Origin of the sequence: Thiopseudomonas denitrificans (assembly GCF_002866065.1) — a bacterium.
Taxonomy (GTDB): Bacteria; Pseudomonadota; Gammaproteobacteria; order Pseudomonadales; family Pseudomonadaceae; genus Thiopseudomonas; species Thiopseudomonas denitrificans.
Window position 1 is genome coordinate 85,956 of sequence record NZ_LNJZ01000005.1, and the last position, 25,301, is coordinate 111,256.

Consider the following 25,301-nt stretch of genomic DNA (forward strand, 5'->3'; position numbering starts at 1 on the left):
CAATGTTCGAATAAGTTCGCACCTACGGGTTGTGTTCGCACAAAAAGCCCGGCGCAGTCGGGCCAATTCCCTCCAACCTAGCAAAGAGTCATGCCGTCCGGGTAAGGCCGGAGTTCGGCATCAGCCTGTCCTTCTGCTTTTAACAGAAGGGCGGCCGTCAGCCGAACGTAGTGCCTTGCCCGAACGGCATCACACCGCAGTGCAAAAAACTAACCTTCCAGCTTCTTGAGCAGCAGCTCGTTAACCTGTTGCGGGTTGGCCTTGCCTCTGGAGGCTTTCATCGCCTGACCGACAAAGAAGCCGAACATCTTCTTGCGGCGGTTATCATCGGCGTTGCGGTATTCCTCAACCTCGGTAGCGTTGGCCGCCAGCATCTCGTCGAGAATGGCCTCGATGGCACCGCTGTCGGTGACCTGCTTCAGGCCGCGTTTTTCGATGATTGCATCGGCACTGCCCTCGCCATTGGCGATGGCCTCAAATACCGCCTTGGCGATGTTGCCGCTGATGGTGTTGTCCTTGATGCGTACCAGCAGCTCGCCCAGCTGTTGCGCGCTGACCGGGGACTGCCCGATTTCCAGGTTGTCCTTGTTGAGCAGGCTGGACAGCTCACCCATGGCCCAGTTGGCTGCGAGCTTGGCATCACCGCAGATTTTCTCCACCTGCTCGAAGTAGTCGGCCATGGCGCGGCTGGCGGTCAGCACGCTGGCGTCATAGGCGGACAGGCTGAACTGGCTCTGAAAGCGTTCGCGTTTCTGTGCCGGCAGTTCCGGCAGCGTTGTGCGCAGCTGTTCCAGATAGCCGGGTTCGATCACCACCGGCAGCAGGTTGGGGCAGGGGAAGTAACGGTAGTCGGTGGCCTCTTCCTTGCTGCGCATGGCGCGTGTCTCGTCCTTGGCCGGATCGTACAGGCGGGTCTGCTGCACCACCTTGCCACCGTCCTCGATCAGTTCGATCTGGCGGCGGATCTCGGTGTTGATGGCACGCTCGATGAAGCGGAACGAGTTGACGTTCTTGATCTCGGTACGGGTACCGAACTCTTTCTGTCCGACCGGGCGCACCGACACGTTACAGTCGCAGCGGAACGAGCCTTCGGCCATGTTGCCGTCGCACACGCCCAGATACTGCACCAGGCTGTGGATGGCGCGGGCGTAGGCTACAGCCTCCTTGGCGTTGCTGATTTCCGGCTCGGAGACGATTTCCAGCAAGGTGGTGCCGGCCCGGTTGAGGTCGATACCGCTCATGCCGCTGAAGTCTTCGTGCAGGCTCTTGCCGGCGTCCTCTTCCAGGTGGGCGCGGGTGATGCCGATGCGCTTGGTGCTGCCGTCTTCCAGGGTGATGTCCATGTGGCCCTTGCCGACGATGGGCAGGTCCAGCTGGCTGGTCTGGTAGCCGCTGGGCAGGTCGGGATAGAAGTAGTTCTTGCGGTCGAAGCGGCTGATTTCGCCGATTTCGGCATCTACCGCCAGGCCGAACAGGCAGGCCATGCGTACGGCTTCTTCATTGAGTACCGGCAGGGTGCCGGGCATCGCCAGATCACCGGCGCTGGCCTGGCTGTTGGGAGCCGCACCGAATTCGGTGCTGCTGCCGGAGAAGATCTTGGTTTTGGTGGCCAGTTGGGCGTGGATTTCGAGTCCGATTACAGTTTCCCATTGCATGTCGGGATCTCCTTAGTATCCGCTGGGGCGGCCGGTATGCCAGTCGGTCGCGAGTTGGTACTGGTGGGCGGCATTGAGCAGACGGGCTTCCTGGAACCAGGGGGCCAGCAGCTGACTGCCGACGGGCAGGCCATCAACCAGGCCACAGGGCATGGACAGGGCCGGCAGGCCGGCCAGGTTGGCCAGGGCGGTATAGCGCTGGCTGTCACGTTCGGCGGCAACATCGGCCGCTTCGCTGAGCAGGCGTGGCAGGGCGGCGGTGACCGGGGCCAGGATCAGGTCGACCGTATCAAAGGCGGCGACAAAAGCCTGCTTGATCAGGCGACGGACTTTTTGTGCCTGCACGTAGTAGCGCTCGTACTGGCCGACCGACAGGTAATATGCGCCGAGCATGACTTGCAGCTGTACCGACGGGCCAAAGCCTTCGCTGCGGCTACGCTGGTAGAGATCGTCCAGGCTGGCGGGGTTGTCGCAGCGGTGGCCAAAGCGGACACCATCGAAGCGCGACATGTTGGTGGAGGCTTCGCCACTGCCGATAATGGTGGCACAGGCCACGGCCTGGTCTGCATGGGCCAGTTCGATATCGATCAGGGTTGCGCCCAGCTGTTGCAGCTGTTCGGCGCTGGCCAGCACCTGTGCGGCAATGCGGCCGTCCAGTGCTTCGTCGAACAGGTTGCGGGCAATGCCGATGCGCAGGCCGTTGAGCGGTTGGCCCAGAGTGGTGCTGTAGTCGCTCACCGGCTCGCTGGCGCTGGTTGAGTCGCGCGGGTCGAAACCGGCACCGGCCTGTAGCAACAGGGCGGCATCTTCTGCGCTGCGGGTGATGAAACCGGCCTGGTCGAAACTGGAAGCATTGGCGGTCATGCCTAGCCGGGAGATGCGGCCATAGGTCGGTTTCAGTCCGGTCAGGCCATGGTGGGCTGCCGGCAGGCGGATGTCGCCAAAGCTGTCGCAGCCGCTGGCGGCAGAAGCCAGGCCTGCGGCAACTGCAACCGCGCTGCCGCAGGCCGCGCCGCCACTGATGCGCTGCGCATCCCGCGGATTGAGGGTGGCACCGTAGAAGCTGGAGGTACCACTGGCGGCCATGCCGAATTCGTCCATGTTGGTTTTGCCCAGGCTGACGGCGCCAGCTGCGGCCAGTTGCTCAAGCAGGTGCGCGCTGTAGGGAGCGACAAAATTGTCGAGCATTTTCGAACCGCAACTGGTACGCACGCCCTTGCTGCAGAAGGTGTCCTGGTGGGCCAGCGGCAGGCCGGCCAGGGCGCTGGCGCTGCCATTGGCGCGGGCGCTGTCTGCCGCATCGGCTTGTGCCAGTGTCTGTTCGGCAGTCAGCGTGATGAAACTGTTGAGCTGCGGGTCCAGCTGTTCGATGCGCTGGATATAGTGGGTGGCCAGCTCGCGGGCGCTGTAGTCGCCCTTGGCCAGTGCCCGTGCCTGTTGGGCCAGTGTTTGCTGATGCATGGTGGAAATCCTTAGTCGAGCACTTTGGGAACGAGGTAGAGACCGTTTTCGGTGGCGGGAGCCAGGCTCTGGTACAGTTCGCGCTGGTTGGGCTCGCTGACTACGTCGGCACGCAGGCGCTGGGTCATGTCCAATGGGCTGACCAGGGGCTCGATTCCGTTGGTGGCTACGCCACTGATGCATTCTGTCAGGGCGGTCAGCTGGTCCAGATTGCTGGCCAGCCTGTCGGGGCCGTCATTGTCTAGCCGGATCTGGGTCAGTCGCGCGAGGGTTTGCACGTCGGTAGATGTAAACGCCATCTGTCGGGTCTCCGTGGTGGTTCAAGGGGCATTGCGCTCATGAAGAGGTCCGTTGCTGCGTGATGTTGCGGTGCCGGATATGGCACCGGCACTGTGTCGCATGACCTGCTGGAACCTTGAAGTGAATGAATCGGACAATACGCTGTCCATGTTGGTTGTTGTCCGCTCGTCGGTCAGCAATGCGTTCTTTTACAAAAGAGATACAATCTATCACAGTGCGGCGCTTGCCCAAAAGCCTGATGATTGTTAGAGTTTCCCATTGTTTTTTGCAGCGTTTGTCAATAGCGCACCGTTTAGGTTTTTTACCCATGTTCAAGAAAATTCGTGGCATTTTTTCCAGCGACCTCTCCATTGACCTCGGAACCGCCAATACCCTGATTTGTGTACGAGACAAAGGTGTTGTGCTGGATGAGCCATCTGTTGTCGCAATCCGCACCAAGGGCAACCAGAAAAGCGTGGTCGCGGTCGGTACCGACGCCAAGCGCATGCTGGGCCGTACTCCCGGCAACATCCAGGCCATTCGCCCGATGAAAGACGGCGTGATTGCCGATTTCAGTGTCTGCGAGAAGATGCTGCAGTATTTCATCAATAAAGTGCATGAAAACAGTTTCATCCAGCCCAGCCCCCGGGTGTTGATCTGCGTGCCCTGCAAGTCGACCCAGGTCGAACGCCGGGCCATCCGCGAGTCGGCGCTGGGCGCTGGCGCGCGCGAGGTATACCTGATCGAGGAGCCGATGGCGGCAGCCATCGGTGCCGGCCTGCCGGTCGAGGAGGCACGTGGCTCGATGGTGGTTGATATCGGTGGCGGTACCACCGAAATCGCCCTGATCTCCCTCAACGGCGTGGTCTATTCCGAATCCGTCCGTGTCGGCGGGGACCGTTTTGACGAGGCGATCATCACCTATGTGCGCCGCAACTACGGTAGTCTGATCGGCGAGTCGACTGCCGAGCAGATCAAGCAGCATATCGGTACAGCCTTCCCGGGTGGCGAGCAGCTCGAATTTGACGTGCGCGGGCGCAACCTTGCCGAAGGCGTGCCGCGCAGCTTCACGCTGAACTCCAGCGAAGTGCTGGAGGCGCTGCAAGAGTCCCTGAGCCAGATTGTCCAGGCGGTCAAGAGCGCGCTGGAGCAGTCACCCCCCGAGCTGGCATCGGACATTGCCGAACGTGGCCTGGTGCTGACCGGTGGCGGAGCCCTGTTGCGCGACATGGACAAGCTGCTGGCCCAGGAGACCGGCCTGCCGGTGATCGTTGCCGAAGACCCGAAAACCTGTGTGGCCATTGGCGGCGGTCGTGCGCTGGCGATGATGGAACAACATGCCATGGACCTGTTGTCGGCTGACTGATTCATGCGGGAGCCGGCAGTTTGCCGGCCTGTTCGGCATCGGTGCCGGCATGCTGTGTGTGCGAACCGGTGAGCCGTGGCTGGACATGTTGGCAGGCTCGGGCCGTCGGGACGGTTGTTGTGTCCGGTACAGCTGCAAGCTTCCGTCATGATGCCGGACACCGCTGCAGCCTGCTCCGGGGTCGTTCCCGGGCGCTGCAGACACAGTATTTTCACCCCAAGGTGTAACCCATCAAACCGATATTTTCCAAAGGCACATCGTTAACCGTCCGCGTCATTTTTTTCGCCCTGTTGTCGGTGCTGCTGATGACGGTTGATGCACAGAGCCAGTGGCTGAAGCCGCTGCGCAGCAGTGCGGGCCTCGTCTTGACGCCGCTGTACTGGGTGGGTGACCTGCCCGGTCGCAGCCTGGACCGCCTGTCGCAGATGATAGCCAGCCGCACCGATATCCTGGCAGAAAATGAAAAGCTGCGTGCCGATATCCTGCTCATGCAGCGGCGCCTGCAAAAACTGGCGGCCCTGACTGAGCAGAACGTCCGCCTGCGCGAGTTGCTTAACTCGTCAGCGCTGCTGGAAGAGCAGGTGGTTGTGGCCGAGCTGCTCGGAGTGGACCCGAACCCGCAAACACACAAGTTGCTGATCAACAAGGGCAGTACTCGTGGCGTCTATCAGGGGCAGCCGGTGCTCGATGCGCGTGGTGTGATGGGGCAGGTAGTCGAAGTGATGCCCTACAGTGCACGTGTGTTGCTGATGACCGACAGTACCCATAGCCTGCCGGTGCAGGTGACACGTAACGGCTTGCGTGCGATTGCCAGCGGTACCGGACATCCGGGCATTTTCGAGTTGCGCCATGTGGCCGATAATGCCGACATCAAGGAAGGTGATCTGCTGGTGACTTCCGGCATGGCACAGCGATTTCCAGCCGGCTACCCGGTCGGCGTGGTGACGAATGTGCAGCGTGGTACCGGACAGCCTTTTGCAGTGGTGCAGGCGACTCCAGCGGCGGCGCTGGACCGCAGCCGTCATTTTTTGCTGGTTTTTGCCGAAGGCCGGGAACCGGAGTTTGAGCATGACCTCGAGATGGACATGACCTTGCCGGAAGATATGGGTGAGGAGGCGCCGGATCCGGAACTGGTTCCACATGAATCACTGCCGCAGGCTCCGGAACAGACCAGACCGGCGGGAGAGAATACGTGAGGCATTTTTCCATCGTCAGCGCTCTGTTGTTCCTGACCAGCCTGCTGCTTGCCCTTATCCTGGAGGTGGCACCCATGCCGGAAGCCATGCGGGACTGGCGTCCGCTGTGGCTGGCATTGGTGGTTGCCTACTGGGCGCTGGAGTCGCCAGGCGGCTTCAGGCTGCTGCTGGCGTGGCTGGCGGGCCTGATGCAGGACATTCTGTACGGTAGCCTGCTGGGCTTGCATGCCCTGTTCCTGGTTGTGGTTGCCTTTGCCATTCACCGGCTGCAACAGCGACTGCGTATTTTTCCTGTCTGGCAGCAGGCGCTTATTCTGACCCTGGTGTTCATGGCAGGCCAGCTGATGGCTTTCTGGCTGGATGTGCTGACCGGTTCGCCCAAGCAGTTTGCGCAATACATGGTGCCTGCCCTGATCAGTGGCCTGTTCTGGCCCTGGTTCTATCTGGCCATGCATGGCGTGCACCGGTTATTGCGTCGCTAGTGGTCTGTGCGACTAATTCCATTAGCCAATTTCGGCGTCTGAGGCTCTCATGCTGCGTTGCTGCTCCTCGCCATAGCCCCGCTATGGCTTGTCACAGCGCCTTGCCTCGAAACCGCAGTCATCCGAACTTGAGTTCACGAACTAGCCGTTCAGGCCGCTAGCATAAAAATATGCGGGCCTGGTCCGAACTCAGCGTTCACCCCCCCTATAAAAAACGGCATGGATCGGGCCGGCATTCCGGTTGCCGCAAGCTGTTTCCTTCGGGGGTGGATGTCAAATAGGGCGCTTTGCGTTGCCCGCCTGAATATTTTCCGTTTTGTCAGTGCGTGAAGCTTTTCACGTGTTTGTTGTAACGGCTGTTTGCAACAAACGGAGGGATTGCCGGGCATTTTTCACGCGGTAGTTTCGTCACAGAGTTTTTTGTGGAGGCCTCGGGTACGGATATGCTTGGGCAAAAAAGTGTACTGTTATACACTTGGGGGCGAAGTGCCATCAATCGGCGCTGGCGGGATTGCGTAATACAGTGGCGCAACTATTGCAGGTTGAGTGTTAGGGTTTTGTGCGCTTATATATAACTGATTGATAATAGACAGGTTTTGTTATGTTTGTACGGGCATGGGGCCGGTGTGGAGCAGCAGGGAACCTTCGTAGTGGAATGCATCGGTCAAAAATGACGATGGTGTTGCTGGGGCTGTTTGGATGCATGTTGCTGTTCGGTCTGGCAGGCGGAAGTTCTGCTGCGGATTCAGCAGCCGGGCAGGCTGTCCCGGTCCCGGGCAGCCAGCAGACTGCTTCTGCTGATGGCGGGCATGGTGTTGCCGGCGGGCAGATTACCGAGAAGGATGTCGCGGCGCTGGTCGCGGAAGTCGAAGGCATGGAGCGGGACAAGCAAGAGCTGGATAACCGGCTGAGTGTCGAGACCAGCCGTTACGAGTCAGCCCGGCTGCAGATGGAAGAGAGCAAGAAGAATATTCGTGCCGAGCTGGATGAAGTGCTGCAGAACAGTTCTTCGCGCTCCCGTCTGGATGCCATGTTCGGGCGATATGATGAACTGCTCCGTGAGGAGGGCCAGCTGTCCGATGCTTTGTTGGTAACGCAGCAAGAGCTGGCTGAGCGGCAGTTGAAACTGGCGCAAAAACGTCGTGATCTTGAGCGCCTGCAGACACGATACGCTTCGCAGCAGCGTGAAGAAGCGTTGCGCAGGGTGCAAAAGGTCGCGCAGCAACTGGAGCGCAATTTGCACTTTCGCGAGACGATCAGCTTCAAGTGTCCGGCCAGCAAAAGCCTGGGCAGCTGTCTGAGCGAATATCCGCTGGAAGCACGCATCCAGACCTGGATTGAAGAGCATTATCAGCAGGTCCTGAGCAAGGAGCTGGAGGACGTTGTTGGCCCCGTCAGTTTGAGTTCCGACTGGTATACCACCAGGGTTACACGTGACTTTACTGAAGCCAGCATGAGTCTGCAGGGTACTGTAACTGCCGATGTCGATGTGCGGGCGCATGTGCGGCCACGCAAGATGATGGCTTGTGCATTGCTGGCCGCTTCGGCAGAGCTGTGCGAAGCGCAATCGATTTCGCTGATCGTGCGCAGCAATAAGTACGGTGACCAGGTGCTGGTCAACAAGAAGCCTTATGGTTCCACGCCCTTGTCATTGATGCTTGATCCGGGTGTGTACAACATTGAGGTACGCTATCAGGGCCTGACGCAAAAACGCACATTGACACTGGACGAGAACCGCCATATCAATTTTGTGTTTTAACCTTTGGTAGCTGTAAAATCTGCAGTAATCATGGAAAATGCCGCACCCGGCCGGAGTGCGGCATTTTTTTGCGGAAACAGTACGGGATGGCGTACTGTAGTGCAGGTGGCGCCCGGCCTGATCAAAGGAAAATGGCATGAGTGAAGAAATCCTGATGAATATCACCCCCATGGAAACCCGTGTGGCTGTGGTGGAAAACGGTGTTCTGCAGGAGGTTCATATCGAGCGCACCCAGAGCAGGGGGCTGGTCGGCAATATCTACAAGGGACGTGTGGTGCGGGTGTTGCCCGGCATGCAGGCGGCTTTTGTCGATATCGGCCTGGAGCGGGCCGCCTTCATTCACATGGGCGAACTGCAGATCCCCGAGGGCCGCCAGATCGACAGCATCAGCGGCCTGCTGCATGACGGCCAGGCGCTGGTGGTGCAGGTGACCAAGGACCCGATCGGCAGCAAGGGCGCCCGCCTGACCACCTATTTTTCCATGCCTTCACGCTATCTGGTACACATGCCGTCCAGTGACCATATCGGTGTTTCGCTGAAAATCGAGGACGAGACCGAGCGCGAACGTCTCAAGCTGCTGGTCGCAGACTGTCTCAAGGCGGAAACTCTGCCCGAGTTTGGCGGTTTCATCATTCGCACGGCAGCGGAGGGAGTCAACGAGGCCGACATGCGTGCCGATATCCGCTACCTGTATCGCTTGTGGCAGCAGGTGCAGGAACAGATCAATGATTGCAGCGGCAACTGCCTGATTTACGAGGAGTTGCCGTTGGCTCTGCGCACCCTGCGTGACCTGGTGGGCGAGCAGACGGAAAAAATCCGCATCGACTCGCGCGAGACCCTGGGCAAGGCGCTGCAGTTTGTCACCGAGCTGGTACCCGGGGTGGGTGAGCTGATTGAGCATTATCCCGGCGAACGGCCGCTGTTCGACCTGCACGGTATTGAGGATGAGATCCAGCGGGCGCTAGAGCGCAAGGTACCGCTCAAGTCCGGTGGTTACCTGATCATTGATCCGACCGAAGCCATGACCACTATCGACGTCAACACCGGCGCTTTTGTCGGTCACCGCAATCTGGAAGAAACCATTTTCAAGACCAACCTCGAAGCGGCGATGGCAATTGCCCGTCAACTGCGACTGCGCAATGTGGGTGGCATCATCATCATCGACTTCATCGACATGGAAGATGAAGAGCATCGCCGGCAGGTCTTGCGCACGCTGGAGCGACAACTCGAGCGCGATCATGCCAAAACCCACATTACCGGCCTGACCGAGCTGGGGCTGGTGCAGATGACGCGCAAGCGTACCCGGGAAAGCCTGAGCCAGCTGCTGTGCGAACCTTGCAGCACCTGCCAGGGACGCGGTGAATTGCGCACGGCGGAGACGGTCTGCTATGAGGTGTTTCGTGAAATACTGCGCGAGGCGCGGGCCTACCAGGCCGAGGGTTACCTGGTACTGGCCAGCCAGAGCGTGGTTGACCGGTTGCTTGACGAGGAAGCCGGTAACCTGGCGGATCTGGAAACCTTCATCGGGCGGCCGATCAAGCTGCAGGTGGAAAGCCTGTACTCCCAGGAGCAGTACGACATCGTCCTGCTGTAGGGGCCGCTCATGATACGGCAGCTTAACCGGTTGTTTTGGCGCAGTGGCCTGTGGGTTTGCCTGCTGCTGTTGCTGATGCTCACCCTGTATGTGAGTGCCGGCCGCATTCTGACACCAATGCTCAACGCCTACCGGATCGAGGTGCAGGACTGGCTGGGCGGGCAGCTTGGCCAGCCGTTGCATCTGGGCCGGTTGCATGCCGGCTGGCACGGAGTGTCCCCACGCTTCTATGCGGAAGACGTGCGCCTGGGAGATGGCGAGCAACCACTACACATTGAGCGCCTGCATTTTCGGCCGGACATGCTGTCCAGCCTGTGGCATGGTGACTGGACACTGGCCGCCATCAGCCTGCAGGGACTGGATATCGAGCTGCAGCAGCAGGCTGATTCCTGGCTGCTCAACGGCATGGTACTGCAGGGTGCTGCAGACGGGGCCTCCACCGACTGGACACAGCTACTTGGGCGGGCAGGCCGCATCGGGCATTTGAGTCTGGTGGATGCCCGTGTGCGCATCCGTTTGCCGGATACGCCACCTTTCGAGTTGCAGCAGGCAGGCATTACCCTGGAGCAACAGGGCAGCAGCCGGCACTTGCAGGCCAGCGTGGTGTTGCCGGACGGGCAGCAGCTGCAGGTGGCGGCGCATGCGCGGGGGGACGTGGCCGACTGGCAGCAGGGTAGCCTTGATGCCTATCTCAGTGTCCCCGGCAGCAACTGGCTGCAATGGCTGCCACCGGCCTGGCAGCAGCTGTTGCCGGCCGGCATGGAACTGGATAGTGCCGCGCTGTCCTTGCAGGCATGGCTGGGTATTGAACAGGGGCAGCTGAGATCCCTGGTGCTGGACTCGGACGGCGGACAGGTACGCGGCCGCTGGCAGGAGCGGGAACTGGATCTGGAACTCGGCCGGGTACGTGCCAGCATGACGGCCGATGCCGGCGGACGCCTGCTATGGTTGCCTGACCTGAATGTACGCTGGTCGCCGCAAGTGCCCATGCAGAGTTTGGCGCTGCAGGCACGCCAGCAAGGAACCGGCCCCCTGCTGGAGACCTCCACCGAGATTACCATCGGGCATCTGCAGCTGGAGCCGCTGATGACGGCAGTGCTGCAGTATGTACCCATGCCCGGGCTGGCGCACGACATCCTTGCTCAACTGGATTTTCGCGGCCGGCTGACCAACACACGCCTGCGCTGGACGCCCGGTGTGCACTGGCAGCAACAGCTGGAGTATGACACCAACTTGCAAGGGCTGGATTACAGCCCGTGGAAACATGTGCCAGGCGCGACCGGCATCAGTGGGCGGTTGTTCGGCAGCTTGGCCGGTGGCGAACTGCATCTGGATAGCAGCGGTTTCAGCCTGTACTTGCGCGAACTGTTTGCCGACCCTTGGCAATACCATCAGGCGCGGGCCCGTCTGACCTGGTCTCTGGCCCAGAACTTCGACTTCAGGCTGACCAGTCCGTACCTGCAGGTACAGGGTGACGAGGGCAGCCTGGCCGGTGATTTTGACATCTGGTTACCGGCTGCTGACGAAGAAGAAAGCTACATGGACCTGCGGGTCGGCATGCGGGACGGCAATGCCGCTTACAAGGCCCGTTATCTGCCGCTGGTATTGCGTGACGAGCAGCCACAATTGTGGGGCTGGTTGCATGATGCAATTCTGGGCGCGGATGTGCATCAGGGGTATTTCCAGTATCAGGGATCACTGGAGGCAGGTGCCCCACCGGGTGCCCGCTCGATCAGCCTGTATTTTGATGTCAGCAAGGCCGAACTGGCCTACCAGCCGGGCTGGCCGGTACTGGAAGACGGGCGGGCGCAGGTCTACGTGCATGACCAGGGTGTCGAGATCGAGATCGAACGGGCGCGAATCCTGCAGACGGAAATCAGCAACGCCCATGCCGAGGTGGCCTACCACGCTGCCGGCGCTTCCACTCTGGGCATCCAGGCCCGGCTTGATGGCTCGATGGCCGATGCCCTGCAGGTCGTTCAGCAAACACCGCTGGCGCAGCAGCTGCCGGTGATGGCCGGCTGGCAGGGACAGGGCGGGCTGGCCGGCGATTTGCAGCTGGAGATTCCTTTTGCCGACAGTCAGACGATGCAGGTCCTGCTTGATATGCAGCTGGACAACAACAGTCTGTACATGCCGGATCTTGACGTGCGACTGGAGCAGTTGCAGGGCGAACTGGTCATCGACAGCCTGAAAGGCATGACCAGCAATGGCGTGCTGGGCCGCTTTCTCGGACAGCCCTTTACGGCCAGCATGCGTCCGCAACCGGCGAGCCGGGAATGGTCAAGCCAGATCCGGGCGCGTGGCAGCATGCCGGTCAAGCGTTTGCAGGACTGGCTGGGCCATGCGCAGCCTCTGCCTTTTGCCGGGGCCTTCGAGTATCAGCTTGACCTGTCGCTGGCCGGGCAGGGCAGTCAGCTGGCCATCAACACCGACCTGCAGGGTGTGGCCATCGACCTGCCGGCACCATTGGCCAAGACCGCGACGGAAAAAGTACCAACCAGCTGGCACATGACCCTGGACGGCTCCGAGCTGCATTACCGGTTGGTGCACGGTTCGCGTGTGAACGGCCTGTTTGCAGTGGCACAGACCGGTGAGCGGGCCGTGCGTGGCCAGTTGATGCTGGGCGGGAGCCCGGCACGGTTACCGGCCGGCAACGGACTGTGGATTGCCGGACAACTGACACAGCTGCCTTTGCCTGACTGGCTGGCTGCTGTCGAACGTTACAACCCGGCACCGGGTGGTGGCGAAGATGCCGGTCTGCAGGAGATACGGCTGGATATCGCCCGTCTGGAAGGCTTCGGTATCCCGCTCGAGCAGGCGCAGTTGAATGTCCGGCCGGATACTGCCGGCTGGCTGGCTACGCTTGCCAGCAAGCAGGCCAGAGGAGCGGTGCGGATACCGGCTTCGGGAGCCCTGCTCGTTGATCTTGACTGGCTGCAACTGCCGCAGGATGCGGGCGAGAACCTGTTGCAGGAGGCAGGCGGGCTGACTCCTGCTGATGTGCCGGCAATACAGGCCAGCATTCGCCAGCTGGCACTGGGTGACGAGGTGCTGGGCACACTGGCGTTTGCCAGCGTGCCTGATGATGCCGGCGGCGTGCGTTTCGATGATCTGACGGCGAACCTCAAGGGTTTGCAACTTGAGGGCAGCCTGCACTGGTACGGCCAGCCCGGGCAGCGCAGCAGTTTCAGGGGCCAGCTGACAGGCGGACAGCTGGAGCAGGTTTTACAGGACTGGGGCTATGTACCTTCCATGAGCAGCGAGAGTTTCACCATCGGGCTGGAGCTTGAGTGGCCGGGAGCGCCACAGGACTTTGCCGTGGCGGGTCTCAGCGGTGTTTCGCAACTCAAGTTCCGCAAGGGCCAGCTGAAGGCTGCCGATGGCAGCGCCCAGGTACTGCGTGTCTTTGGGTTGCTCAACTTTGATGCCATCGGCCGGCGGCTGCGGCTTGATTTCACCGACCTGTGGGGCAAGGGGCTGTCCTATGACCGTATTGATGGCGTGATCGATATCGAGCGGGGAGTGTTCAGCACCCGTGAAGCGCTGACACTGGAAGGGATCTCCAGCAACCTGACCATCAATGGCAGCCTGGATGTTCCCGCCGGCAGCATCAGGGCCGACATGCAGGTAGCCATGCCGATCAGTCGCAACCTGCCACTGGCCGCAGTGGCGGTCGGGGCGCCAGCAGTGGGCGGGGCGCTGTTCGTGATCGACCGGCTGGTGGGCGACCGTTTCGCCCGCATGGCGGCAGTGCGCTATACCATCAGCGGGGACTGGCAGGACCCGCAAATCACCCTGTCCAAGGGGAGCAACGACAAGTGAAGCCGGGTTACAGTGTCGGGTGCCATGCACCGGCCATTATCGATCGCAGTCTGGACCGGGGGTTCATGCAGGAAGCGCTGGAGCAGGCCGCACAAGGCGCGGCGCTGGGCGAGGTGCCGGTCGGGGCAGTGCTGGTGCGCGATGGTGTGGTGCTGGGGCGGGGCTTCAATCAGCCGATAGGCCTGCATGATCCCAGTGCCCATGCGGAAATGCAGGCGGTGCGGGCGGCGGCGCGGGCGGTGAAAAACTACCGGCTGCCCGGTAGCACCCTGTACGTCACGCTGGAGCCATGCAGCATGTGCTCGGGTTTGCTGATCCATGCCCGCATTGCCCGGGTGGTGTATGCCGCCAGCGAGCCCCGCGCGGGAGTTGCCGCCAGCCAGGGGCGTTTCTTCGAGCAGGGTTTTCTCAACCATCGGGTACTGGTGGAGGGCGGTTTGCTGGCGGACGAGTCGGCGGCGATGTTGCGGGCATTTTTCCGGGACAGACGGTAATGCTCACGGCGCAGCATCCAGCATTCAGCGCCGGCTCCAGAGCGATCGCCGGCTCTTTACATCCGGGAGTCAGGCCGCTTATTGGCCCTTGATGGCCGGAGTGTGCAGGCCGCCGAGGATGGTATCTTCGCTGGCAGGACGGGTTGACCAGGACAGGATGTCGTAATAACGGCGGATGTTGTTGACGAAGTGGACCGGCTCGCCACCGCGGGCAAAGCCGTAGCGGGTCTGGCTGTACCACTGCTTTTGCGCCAGACGCGGCAGGATCGAGCGTACGTCGACCCAGCTGTCCGGGTCCAGCCCGGCCTGGCTGGTCAGCCGGCGTGCATCTTCCAGGTGACCCAGACCGATATTGTAGGCAGCCAGGGCAAACCAGTAGCGCTCGGGATACTGGATGCTGTCAGGCAGGCGCTCCAGCATCTGAGCCAGGTATTTGGCCCCGCCGTGGATGCTTTGTTCCGGGTCGAGCCGGTCCTTTACCCCCAGCTCTTCAGCGGTGCGCTGGGTCAGCATCATCAGTCCGCGTACTCCGGTCTTGGAGCGTGCTTGCGGGTCCCAGTGTGACTCCTGGTAGCCGACGGCGGCAAGAAACTGCCAGTCCAGGCCGAATTTTTCGGCATTTTTGCGGAACAGGGCTTCGTATTTTGGCATGCGTTGTTGCAAGTGCTTGGCAAAAGCGTTGGCACCGACGTAACCCATGACATCCAGATGGCCGTAATAGCGTTCGACCAGCCGGTCGATCAGGCCCTGATCACGGCTTTGCTGTAAAAAATCATTGATGGCGTCAAGCAGGCTGGTATCGGCATGGTTGCCGGGCTGGCGAATGGCCCATTGCAGGCCGATGGCCGGCTCCAGGCTGAATGCCAGCTGGATGTGCGGGAAATAGACCTGGTGCATGGCCAGTTCGTTGGAGTTGACCAGCGTGATGTCGATTTGTCCTTCATCAACCATGCGCAGCAGGTCAACGCTTTCGACCGTATCCGAGACGGCAAATTCGAGATCCGGGTGTTCTTTTTTCAGCTCTTCCAGCAAGACTGCATGGACACTGTCCTTGAGAACCAGGATGCGCTTGCCGGCTAGCTCTGCTGCCTGCTGTGGGCGTTTGGCACTGGTGTGATAGATGACCTGCGGTGTCACCTGCAAATAGCTATCGCTGAACAGCAATGCCGGAGTACGTGCCGGATGACTGGTCAGGCCGGCGGCCACCAGCAAAGGGCGCTTGTCAGCCAGGGTACGCCGGAACAGCTGTTCGATGGTGTCGGCTGTTTCAATGTGTAGTGTCACGCCCAGCTGGCGGGCAAAAGCCTCGGCCAGGTCATATTCGAAGCCCGAGGCGTCGCTGCGGTCCTGGAAGTAGGTTGATGGCGTATTTCGGGTCAGCACCACCAGTTCGCCGCTGGCGCGGACCTGCTCCAGGCCGTCAGGCGCAACGGATTTGCTGGTGTGTTCGTCCTGGCAGGCTGACAGGGCAAGCAGTAATGGAAATAGCCATGACAGGAAACGATGAGTGAAGTGTGGGGCTGGCATGGCGGCAGTATACAAACTTGGCTGGCAGTGGCCAATACACAGCTTGTTCCGGAATAATCGGCGTCCGCCCCGGTTGCCAGGCCGCAGGGCTGGAGCCGTATCGGGAGCGGCCGACAGGCAAGGGCAGAATTGATTGGTCATTTGTCGCATGGACGATTAAAATACTGCCTCCTGTTTGCTCTGATCAGAGGCTGTTTCAACGATGCTCATTTTGCGTGGTGCACCCGCCCTAACCGAATTTCGTCATCAATCCCTGCTGCAGAAAATCCAGGCCATAGTGCCGGAAGCCGGGCAGGTATATGCCGAGTTTGTGCATTTCCTGGACCTGAGTGCCGGTCTGGATGCAGCAGAAGAACAGCGCTTGCAGCAGCTGCTGGATTATGGCCCGGATGCGGTGGCGCAGCAGCCGGAAGGTCGCCTGCTGCTGGTGGTACCGCGCATCGGCACCCTGTCGCCCTGGTCCAGCAAGGCTACAGACCTGTTGCGCCATGCCGGCCTGCACAAGCTCAACCGCATTGAGCAGGGCGTTGCCTATTACCTGGATGCACAACTGGACGCCGCGCAGTTCAAGGCGGTACGCGCCCTGTTGCACGACCGTATGAGCCAGACCGTGCTTGATGACATGCAGGCTGCCGCTGCCCTGTTTGCCGGAGAAGCGCCACGCCCGCTGACTGTGGTGGATGTTTTGGGTGGCGGCCTGGCCGCGCTGCAAAAGGCCGACGCCGAGCTGGGGCTGGCGCTGGCCGAAGACGAGATGGATTATCTGGTAGAGAACTTCCGCAAGCTGGGCCGCAATCCGCATGATGTCGAACTGATGATGTTCGCCCAGGCCAACTCAGAACACTGCCGCCACAAGATCTTCAACGCCAGCTGGGACATTGATGGCGAAGCACAGCAGAAATCGCTGTTCGCCATGATCAAGAATACCTACCAGAACAACAGCGCCGGTGTATTGTCCGCCTACAAGGACAACTCCTCGGTGATCGAGGGCTTCACCACCGGCCGTTTTTTCCCCGACGCACAGGATGGCCAGTACCGTGCCCACCAGGAACCGGTGCACATCCTGATGAAGGTGGAAACCCATAACCATCCGTCCGGCATTGCACCCTATCCCGGTGCCGGTACCGGCTCTGGTGGCGAGATCCGTGACGAGGGTGCCACCGGCATCGGTTCGCGGCCCAAGGCCGGCCTGACCGGTTTCACCGTGTCCAGCCTGAACATCCCCGGCTATGAGCTGCCCTGGGAACTGCAATACGGCAAGCCCGGCCGCATGGTCGATGCGCTGGAGGTGCTGATCGAGGGCTCGAAAGGCGGTGCGGCCTTCAACAACGAATTTGGCCGCCCGGTGCTCAATGGCTACGTGCGCAGCTTCGAGCAGGAAGTGCAGACCGTCAACGGCGCCGAGGTACGCGGCTATCACAAGCCGATCGTGCTGGCTGGCGGCCTGGGCAACATCCGTGACGGGCATGTGCAGAAAGGTGAAATCAGGCCCGGCAGCCAGCTGATTGTGCTGGGTGGCCCGGCCATGTTGATCGGTCTGGGTGGTGGTGCGGCCTCGTCGGCCGACACCCTGGCCGAAGATGACCTGGACTTCGCTTCCGTGCAACGCGGCAACCCCGAGCTGGGTCGTCGCTGCCAGGAAGTGATCGACCGCTGCTGGCAGCTGGGTGACGACAACCCGATCCGCTTCATCCATGACGTTGGCGCCGGCGGTTTGTCCAACGCCTTTCCCGAGCTGGTCAACGATGCCGGCCGCGGCGGGCGCTTCGAGTTGCGCGACATGCCCAGCGCCCAGCCGGGCCTGAGTCCGCTGGAGCTGTGGTGCAACGAATCTCAGGAGCGCTACGTGCTGGCGGTGGACAGCGAAGACCTGCAGCGCTTTGCCGATATCTGTGCCCGCGAGCGTTGCCCCTTTGCCGTGGTTGGTGAAGCCACCGCGGAACAGCAGCTGGTACTGGGCGATCGCCACTTCGGCAACCAGCCGGTGGACATGCCGCTGGATGTGCTGCTGGGCAAGCCGCCCCGCATGCACCGCAATGTGAGCCGCGAAGACAGCTGTCCGCAGCTGTTTGCCGCCGACCAGCTGAGCCTGATCCAGAGTGTCGAGCGCGTGCTGCGTCATCCGAGCGTGGCCAGCAAGAACTTTGTCATCACCGGGTCTGACCGCACGGTGACCGGTCTGGTGGTGCGCGACCAGCTGGTTGGCCCCTGGCAGGTGCCGGTGGCTGACTGCGCGGTAACCGCCCAGAGCTTCGACAGTTTCCATGGCGAAGCCATGGCCATGGGCGAGCGTACGCCGGTGGCCATCCTCAATGCCCCGGCCTCAGGTCGTCTGGCAGTGGGCGAGACCATCACCAACCTGGCTGCGGCCCGCATTGAGAAACTGAGCGACATCCGCCTGTCTGCCAACTGGATGGCCGCTGCCGGCCACCCGGGCGAAGACGTACGCTTGTACGACACCGTCAAGGCGGTGGGCATGGAGTTGTGCCCGCAACTGGACATCTGCATTCCGGTCGGCAAGGACTCCATGTCGATGAAAACCCGCTGGCAGGATGGCGGCGAAGAGAAAGCCGTGACTTCGCCCGTGTCCCTGATCATCAGCGGCTTTGCGCCGGTACCTGATGTACGCGGGACCCTGACTCCCCAATTGCAGCTGGACCGGGGCGATACCAGCCTGTTGCTGGTCGATCTGGGTCGTGGCCAGAATCGCCTCGGTGGCTCCATCCTGGCGCAGGTGTATTCCGAGCTGGGTGATGTCACCCCTGATCTGGACCGGGCTTCCGACCTCAAGGCGTTCTTCGACAGCATCCAGCAGCTGAACCAGCAGGGCAAGTTGCTGGCCTACCACGACCGTTCCGACGGCGGCCTGCTGGTCACTGTCGCAGAAATGGCCTTTGCCGGTCACTGTGGCTTGCAGCTTGAACTGGATGCATTGCAGATCGCCGGCAGCCAGATCATGGCAGCGCTGTTCAACGAGGAACTGGGCGCGGTCATTCAGGTGCGCAACTCCGATATCACGGCAGTACAGGCGCTGTTCGGGGAGCAGGGGCTGGCCGGTTGCGTTCACGTCATTGGCGTGCCGCAAGCCGGCAACGAGATCCGGATCAGCCTGGCCGGCCAGCTGATGTACAGCGAGCAGCGCAGCCGCCTGCATCAGGTGTGGAGCGAAACCAGCTATCAGATCGAACGCCTGCGTGACAACAGCGCTTGCGTACAGCAGGAGTTTGACGGGTTGCTCGACGAGCAGAACCCGGGGCTGGGTGCCCGGCTGACTTTTGATATCAATCAGGATCTGGTTGCGCCCTACCTGAATCTGGCGAGCCGCCCGCAGGTGGCGATCCTGCGTGAGCAGGGCAGCAACGGCCAGAGCGAACTGGCTGCCGCTTTTGACCGTGCCGGCTTTGCCGCCATTGACGTGCACACCAGCGACCTGGCCGCCGGCCGGGTCAGTCTGGCTGACATGAAGGGCCTGGCTGTCAGTGCCGGCTTCTCCTTTGGTGATACCTTCGGTGCCGGTGCCGGCTGGGCCAACAGCATTTTGCTGGATGCGCAGCTGCGCGAGCAGTTTGCCGGCTTCTTCGCCCGCAGCGACAGTTTCACCCTGGGTGTCGGTAACGGCTGCCAGATGCTGGCCCGCCTGCAGGAACTGATCCCCGGTGCCGAGCACTGGCCGCTGTTTGCAGACAACACGTCCGGACGTTTCGAGGGCCGTCTGGCCATGGTCGAGGTACAGGAGTCACCGTCGATCCTGCTGGCCGGCATGGCCGGTTCACGCCTGCCGGTCGCCGTGGCCTGTGCCAGTGGCCGTGCGCAGTTTGCCAGTGAAGATGCGCGTACCGCTGCCAATGCCTCCGGATTGGTGGCGCTGCGCTTCACCGACAACCATGGCCAGGTCACCGAGGCCTATCCGGCCAACCCCTGCGGTACGCCGGACGGCATTACCGGCCTGACCAGTCGTGATGGCCGTGTCACTCTGCTGATGACCAACCCCGAGCGCCTGTTCCGCACCGTGCAGCACAGCTGGCATCCGCAGGACTGGCAGGAAGACGCTGCCTGGTTGCGCCTGTTCGGTAATGCCCGGGCCTGGGTCAACTAGCAATAGCTGTTTGACTGGTCCCGAAACCAGTCAACGCATCACCCGGGCGGCCTCGCCGTCCGGGCCAGCAACGCCGCCCTATGGGCGGCGTTTGCGTAGGTGCGAATTTATTCGCACAGGTGCTTTTGTCTGGCGATGTCGAGTCTGTCTGGATAAACCCGGACCTGCATGCGGTGCTTGGCTGGCATACAGAAGGTACTGTTCGGCAAGCAGCATGTGTAGGTGCGAATTTATTCGCACAGGTGCTTTTGTCTGGCGCTGTCGAGTCTGTCTGGATAAACCCGGACCTGCATGCGGTGCTTGGCTGGCATACAGAAGGAACTGTTCGGCAAGCAGCATGTGTAGGTGCGAATTTATTCGCACAGGTGCTTTTGTCTGGTGATGTCGAGCCTGTCCGGATAAATCCGGACCTGCATGCGGTGCGTGGCTGGCATGCAGGAGGCGCCGTCCGGAGCGATTGCAGGCCCGCAAACGGGACAAACTTTCGGTTACGGCCGGATCTCTATCATGGTGTTGTCTTTCACCAGCTCCCAGATCTCACGCATGTCGTCATTGGTCAGGGCAATACAGCCGTCGGTCCAGTTCAGGGTATGGAAAAACCACTCCGGATACTCCTCGTCGGTGGGTGTGCCGTGCAGCATGATCATGCCGCCAACCGGCTTGTTCAGCTGGGAGGGACGCTTCAGGTCGCTGGCATTGGGGGAGGAGATATGCATGGCCAGGTGATATTTCTTGCTGTGCTGGCGCCAGTTGATCCAGTAGGTTCCTTCCGGGGTGCGCTGGTCGCCCTCATACTGCTTGGGACCGTCCTGCTTGCCCAGCGAGACCCGGTAGGACTTGATGATCCTGTCCTGGCGCAGCAAATGCAGTTTCTGTTCCGACTTCACCACCAGCACCTTGTCGACCAGTGGCGGCTCGGCACCGATGCTGGCAAAGACCGGGCCGGCACATAATAAAAAAGCAAGAAAGGCTAACAGTGGTTTCATGGTTGCTGGCAGAACTCGTGGCAGTGCCGGTTCGCTGCGGATGCCCGATGCATCGGCAAAGAAGCGGATTTTAGGAAGGCGGCGGTTTTGTTGCAAGCGGAAGCCGGCGTTTGCCTGCCGGAACAATCTGCATGACGTAATATATGCCTTTGCAGTATTGGGTGCAGCCGCCGGGCGTGGCATCATGCAGTGAATCGGGTGGTCGGGATGGTTCCATGGTAGAAGAAGTTGTAAAGCGGCTGGAAGCCTATATGCCAAAGAAGCTGCAGCCGGCACTGCCGTTGCCGCAGGCCGCCGTTCTCATGCCGCTGACCCGTTCCGAGCATCCCGAGCTGATCCTGACCCTGCGGGCCCGCGACCTATCCACCCATGGTGGTGAAGTGGCGTTTCCCGGTGGCCGGCGTGATCCCGAAGACCGCAGCCTGCTGCAGACTGCCTTGCGTGAAAGCCAGGAGGAGGTCGGGCTGGACCCGCATTGCGTACAGGTCATTGGCAGCCTGAGCCAGCTGGTATCACGCCATGGCATCGAGGTGACGCCCTATGTCGGAATTGTGCCGCAAGGACTGAATTACAGTGCCAATGCCGGCGAGATTGACTCCATTTTCGCGGTACCGCTCGATTTCTTTGCCGAGGATATGCGCGAAACCACTCACCGGATCGATTATCTGGGCAAGAGCTGGTACGTTCCCAGTTACCGTTTCCGTGACTACAAGATATGGGGGCTGACCGCCGTCATGGTGGTCGAACTGGTCAACCTGTTGTACGACCGCAAGCTGCGGCTTGATGTGCCGCCGCCCCTGACAAAAAAAGAACTATAGCGAGGAACAACGAATGAAATACCGTCTTGGAGATGTACGGGTGCAAGCCCATGAAAGCAGCTGGGTTGCGCCGGATGCCGCGGTGATCGGCAAGGTGCGCCTGGACGAGGGGGCCTCGGTCTGGTTTGGTGCGATCCTGCGTGGCGACAACGAGTTGATTCATGTCGGCGAGGGCAGCAATGTGCAGGACGGTTGCGCCCTGCATACCGACATGGGCTTTCCACTGACGCTCGGCAAGGGAGTGACCGTGGGGCACAACGCCATGTTGCACGGTTGCACCGTGGGTGATTACAGTCTGGTTGGCCTGAATGCGGTGGTCATGAATGGTGCAAAAGTGGGCAAGCACTGCCTGATTGCCGCCAATGCGCTGATTCCCGAAGGCAAGGAGATTCCCGATGGCAGCCTGGTGGTGGGTGCGCCGGGCAAGGTGCTGCGCGAGCTGACCGGTGCGGAGAAGGAAAAAATCCGCGCCAACGCGGCCCACTATGTGAAAAACGCCCAGCGTTACAAGCAGGAGCTGGCGGTCGATGAAGACTGAGCCGGGCCATATCGAGAAGCCCCTGCGCTCGCCTTGCGTCAGTATCTGTGTGCTGGATGAAGGCGACCTCTGTGTCGGCTGCCAGCGCACCGGCCGGGAGATCAGCAATTGGGGAAAAATGGACAATGAACAAAGACGTGCTGTTCTGGCCAAGACCGAACAGCGCGCACGAGAACAAGGGCTTATCCGTTGAGTACAGATCAGGATCAGGTGGTAATAGGTACACCGGGGTCGGCGACCGCCACCCGGGTTCTATTGTGTGGCAGTGGCGAACTGGGCAAGGAAGTGGCGATAGAGCTGCAACGCTTCGGTGTCGAGGTGATTGCGGTGGACCGCTACGCCGGTGCGCCGGCGATGCAGGTAGCCCATCGCAGCCATGTCATCAGCATGCTGGATGGCGATGCGCTGCGCCGGATCATCGAGCAGGAGCGGCCGCATTACATCGTGCCGGAAATCGAGGCCATTGCCACCGATACGCTGGTTGCGCTGGAGCAGGAAGGCTACACCGTCATCCCGACGGCACGTGCCGCCCGGCTGACCATGAACCGTGAGGGCATACGGCGGCTGGCTGCAGAAGAGCTGGGCCTGCCGACTTCACCTTACCGCTTCGCCGATGATTACCAGGCGTTTGTGCAGGCAGTCGAACAGATCGGTTTTCCCTGTGTGGTCAAGCCGATCATGAGCTCTTCGGGGCATGGCCAGAGCACCCTGCGTGGCCGGGATGATGTGCAGGCTGCTTGGGACCATGCCCAGCAGGGCGGGCGGGCCGGTGCCGGCCGGGTGATTGTCGAGGGCTTTGTCGACTTCGAATATGAAATCACCCAGCTGACCGTGCGCCATGCCGGCGGTACCACGTTTTGCGAGCCGATCGGCCACCGCCAGGAGCGTGGTGACTATGTCGAGTCATGGCAGCCGCAGCCGATGAGTCCGGCCGCACTGCAAAAGTCGCGGGATATCGCGCTGAAGGTGACCGAGGCGCTGGGCGGACGCGGAATTTTCGGTGTCGAGCTGTTCATCAAGGGGGAGCAGGTCTGGTTCAGCGAGGTGTCACCACGCCCGCATGATACCGGGCTGGTCACGCTGATCTCCCAGGATCTGTCCGAATTTGCCCTGCATGCGCGGGCCATTCTGGGGCTGCCGATTCCCGTCATCCGTCAGCAGGGGCCGAGCGCCTCTGCCGTCTTGCTGGTTGAGGGCGAGTCGAAGCAGCCATCGTTTGGCGGCTTGCAGCAGGCATTGGCACAAGCGGACACGGCACTACGGTTGTTTGGCAAGCCGGAAGTGGTTGGCGAGCGGCGCATGGGCGTGGCGCTGGCCCGCGGGGACGACCTGCAACAGGCACGAGACAAGGCCAATGCAGTGATTGATGCAATCAAGGTTGAGCTGTAGGTCCGGATTTATCCGGACAATGCCCGGCAATGCCGGGCTACAAAGGCTCTTGTGCGAATGAATTCGCACCTACGGTGGTCCGCCAATTATCGTGTGGAATTGGCTGGCGCTGATTTTTGTAGGTCCGGATTTATCCGGGCAATGCCCGGCAATGCCGGGCTACAAAGGCTCTTCTGCGAATGAATTCGCACCTACAGTGGTCCGCCAATTATCGTGTGGAATTGGCTGGCGCTGATTTTTGTAGGTCCGGATTTATCCGGGCAATGCCCGGCAATGCCGGGCTACAAAGGCTCTTCTGCGAATGAATTCGCACCTACAGTGGTCCGCCAATTATCGTGTGGAATTGGCTGGCGCTGATTTTTGTAGGTCCGGATTTATCCGGGCAATGCCCGGCAATGCCGGGCTGCAAAGGCTCTTGTGCGAATGAATTCGCACCTACACAAACGCCGCTCATTGAGCGGCGTTGTTGTATGCAAAACAGCTTGTATCCATTGTAGGTCCGAATTTGTTCGGACAAGCCCGGCTGTGCCGGGCCACAAGGATTTGTGCGAACAAGTTTGCATCTACAGCAGGAATCACTCCAGCAATGTCAGGCGTGCCTTGCTGATGCGGTTGTCGCGTACTTCCAGGGTCTCGACCAGATAGGGACCGATCTTGACGCAGACCGCCCCTTCGGGAATGCTTTCCAGAATCTCGGTGATCAGGCCGTTGAGGGTCTTGGGGCCGTCGCAGGGCAGTTCCCAGCCGAGTATCTTGTTAATGTCGCGGATATAGGCGGTGCCGTCAATTTCGTAGCTGTTTTCAGCCTGCTGGGTAATTTCGGCTTCCTGGTCCTGTTCCTTGTCGCTCAGTTCACCGACGATTTCTTCCAGGATGTCTTCCAGCGTTACCAGTCCCTCGATATCACCGTATTCGTCAACCACGATGCCCATGCGTTTCTTGTGTTTCTGGAAGTTGAGCAGCTGCACCGACAGGGGGGTGTCTTCGGGAATGAAGTATGGCTCGACACAGGCGGCTTCCAGCACGGCGTGGGTCAGCTTGTTCAGGGTCAGCAGGCGGGCGATCTGGCGCATATGCACCACGCCGATGATCTGGTTGATGTTGTCGCGGTATACCGGCAGGCGTGTGTGGCTGGTCGTGCGCAACTGCCAGACGATGTGGTCCAGGTTGTCGTTGAGGTCGATGCCGATGATCTCGTTGCGTGGAATCATGACGTCGTTTACGGTCACGTTTTCCAGGTCGAGAATGCCGAGCAGCATGTCCTGGCGCTGTTCCGGCAGGTCGTCACCGGCTTCACGCACGACACTGCGCAGCTCTTCCGTTGACAGGGCGTCGGAGATGCGTTCTTTCGGGTTGATGCCCAGCATGCGGATCAGGATATTGCTGATTGCGCTGGTCAGCCAGACCACCGGATAGAGCACAAGCATCAGCAGCGACAGCAGGCGGCTGGCAGGAAAGGCGATGGTTTCAGGGCGCAGGGCGGCCAGGGTTTTCGGGGTGATTTCGCTAAAGATCAGCAGCACAATGGTCAGGCCGGTGGTGGCAATGGCGACGCCGGCGTCGCCCCACATGTCCACGGCCACCACGGTGGCAATGGATGCGGCCAGAATGTTGACTACGTTATTGCCGACCAGAATGGTGCCGAGCAGCCGGTCTGGCTGGTTCAGCAGGCGCCCGGCGCGCTGTGCGCCCTTGTGGCCTTCCCTTTGCAGGTGACGCAGGCGGTAGCGGTTAAGGCTGAGCAGGCCGGTTTCCGAGCTGGAAAAAAACGCCGAACACAGGATCAGAAAAAGCAGAAAACCCAGCAGATAGCCTAGCGGTAAGCTGTTCACGGAT

At 60.8% G+C, this 25,301-nt stretch carries 18 protein-coding genes; 12 read left to right on the plus strand and 6 right to left on the minus strand.

All coding sequences use genetic code 11. The features are described from left to right. Positions 1 to 209: 209 nt before the first annotated feature. From gatB to gatC, 3 genes are read right to left on the minus strand one after another with little or no spacing between them, the layout of a single operon-like run. The gene (gatB, locus tag AR306_RS03755) at positions 210 to 1,655 is read right to left on the minus strand and encodes an Asp-tRNA(Asn)/Glu-tRNA(Gln) amidotransferase subunit GatB (RefSeq protein ID WP_101496224.1); all 1,446 of its coding nucleotides are present in this window, start codon (positions 1,653 to 1,655) and stop codon (positions 210 to 212) included. Between the two features lie 12 nt (positions 1,656 to 1,667). Continuing rightward, positions 1,668 to 3,116: an amidase gene (locus tag AR306_RS03760; protein WP_101496225.1), complete on the minus strand. Its 1,449-nt coding sequence runs from the start codon at positions 3,114 to 3,116 to the stop codon at positions 1,668 to 1,670. An 11-nt stretch (positions 3,117 to 3,127) separates the two neighbouring features. After that, positions 3,128 to 3,415, minus strand: a complete 288-nt coding sequence (gatC, locus tag AR306_RS03765; protein WP_101496226.1) for an Asp-tRNA(Asn)/Glu-tRNA(Gln) amidotransferase subunit GatC — start codon at positions 3,413 to 3,415, stop codon at positions 3,128 to 3,130. A gap of 308 nt (positions 3,416 to 3,723) precedes the next feature. Between gatC and AR306_RS03775 the strand changes: the two genes are divergently transcribed. The 7 genes from AR306_RS03775 to tadA all read left to right on the plus strand — a co-directional run bounded on the left by AR306_RS03775 (position 3,724) and on the right by tadA (position 14,111). Next, on the plus strand, positions 3,724 to 4,761 hold the full coding sequence (locus AR306_RS03775; protein WP_101496228.1) for a rod shape-determining protein: 1,038 nt from the start codon (positions 3,724 to 3,726) through the stop codon (positions 4,759 to 4,761). Between the two features lie 230 nt (positions 4,762 to 4,991). Beyond that, positions 4,992 to 5,957, plus strand: coding sequence for a rod shape-determining protein MreC (gene mreC, locus AR306_RS03780; RefSeq protein WP_101496229.1), 966 nt, complete (start codon positions 4,992 to 4,994; stop codon positions 5,955 to 5,957). After that, positions 5,954 to 6,439: a rod shape-determining protein MreD gene (gene mreD / locus AR306_RS03785; RefSeq protein WP_166627838.1), complete on the plus strand. Its 486-nt coding sequence runs from the start codon at positions 5,954 to 5,956 to the stop codon at positions 6,437 to 6,439. Before mreC ends, mreD begins: the two co-directional genes overlap by 4 nt. A gap of 670 nt (positions 6,440 to 7,109) precedes the next feature. Next, positions 7,110 to 8,198, plus strand: a complete 1,089-nt coding sequence (locus tag AR306_RS03790; protein WP_166627839.1) for a PEGA domain-containing protein — start codon at positions 7,110 to 7,112, stop codon at positions 8,196 to 8,198. 136 nt (positions 8,199 to 8,334) lie between these two features. Continuing rightward, positions 8,335 to 9,792, plus strand: coding sequence for a ribonuclease G (gene rng, locus AR306_RS03795; RefSeq protein WP_101496232.1), 1,458 nt, complete (start codon positions 8,335 to 8,337; stop codon positions 9,790 to 9,792). A gap of 9 nt (positions 9,793 to 9,801) precedes the next feature. Continuing rightward, a complete protein-coding gene (locus AR306_RS03800; protein ID WP_101496233.1) occupies positions 9,802 to 13,617 on the plus strand; it encodes a YhdP family protein in 3,816 nt (1,271 codons plus the stop codon). Positions 13,618 to 13,682: 65 nt separating this feature from the next. After that, positions 13,683 to 14,111, plus strand: coding sequence for a tRNA adenosine(34) deaminase TadA (tadA, locus tag AR306_RS03805; RefSeq protein ID WP_101496492.1), 429 nt, complete (start codon positions 13,683 to 13,685; stop codon positions 14,109 to 14,111). Between the two features lie 78 nt (positions 14,112 to 14,189). Here the strand turns inward: tadA and mltF are convergent, their stop codons facing one another. Then, positions 14,190 to 15,638, minus strand: coding sequence for a membrane-bound lytic murein transglycosylase MltF (gene mltF, locus AR306_RS03810; RefSeq protein ID WP_101496493.1), 1,449 nt, complete (start codon positions 15,636 to 15,638; stop codon positions 14,190 to 14,192). A 202-nt stretch (positions 15,639 to 15,840) separates the two neighbouring features. Between mltF and purL the strand changes: the two genes are divergently transcribed. Then, positions 15,841 to 19,734, plus strand: a complete 3,894-nt coding sequence (purL, locus tag AR306_RS03815; protein WP_101496234.1) for a phosphoribosylformylglycinamidine synthase — start codon at positions 15,841 to 15,843, stop codon at positions 19,732 to 19,734. A 488-nt stretch (positions 19,735 to 20,222) separates the two neighbouring features. On the opposite strand, the gene AR306_RS03820 is transcribed toward purL, so the two are convergent. Then, on the minus strand, positions 20,223 to 20,720 hold the full coding sequence (locus AR306_RS03820; RefSeq protein ID WP_101496494.1) for a L,D-transpeptidase family protein: 498 nt from the start codon (positions 20,718 to 20,720) through the stop codon (positions 20,223 to 20,225). 215 nt (positions 20,721 to 20,935) lie between these two features. On the opposite strand from AR306_RS03820, the gene AR306_RS03825 reads away from it, so the two are divergent. From AR306_RS03825 to purT, 4 genes are read left to right on the plus strand one after another with little or no spacing between them, the layout of a single operon-like run. Continuing rightward, positions 20,936 to 21,538 (plus strand): CoA pyrophosphatase, encoded by a 603-nt coding sequence (locus tag AR306_RS03825; protein WP_101496235.1) that lies wholly within the window; start codon positions 20,936 to 20,938, stop codon positions 21,536 to 21,538. A 13-nt stretch (positions 21,539 to 21,551) separates the two neighbouring features. Next, a complete protein-coding gene (locus tag AR306_RS03830) occupies positions 21,552 to 22,076 on the plus strand; it encodes a gamma carbonic anhydrase family protein (RefSeq protein ID WP_101496236.1) in 525 nt (174 codons plus the stop codon). Continuing rightward, positions 22,066 to 22,269 carry a DUF1289 domain-containing protein gene (locus AR306_RS03835; protein WP_101496237.1) on the plus strand — a complete coding sequence of 68 codons (204 nt, stop codon included), beginning with the start codon at positions 22,066 to 22,068 and terminating at the stop codon, positions 22,267 to 22,269. Before AR306_RS03830 ends, AR306_RS03835 begins: the two co-directional genes overlap by 11 nt. A gap of 17 nt (positions 22,270 to 22,286) precedes the next feature. After that, entirely contained in the window at positions 22,287 to 23,465 is a 1,179-nt protein-coding gene (gene purT / locus AR306_RS03840) for a formate-dependent phosphoribosylglycinamide formyltransferase (RefSeq protein WP_101496238.1), read from the plus strand. Positions 23,466 to 24,040: 575 nt separating this feature from the next. Here purT and AR306_RS03845 read toward each other — a convergent pair. Next, a complete protein-coding gene (locus tag AR306_RS03845) occupies positions 24,041 to 25,297 on the minus strand; it encodes an HlyC/CorC family transporter (RefSeq protein ID WP_101496239.1) in 1,257 nt (418 codons plus the stop codon). Positions 25,298 to 25,301: the final 4 nt, after the last annotated feature.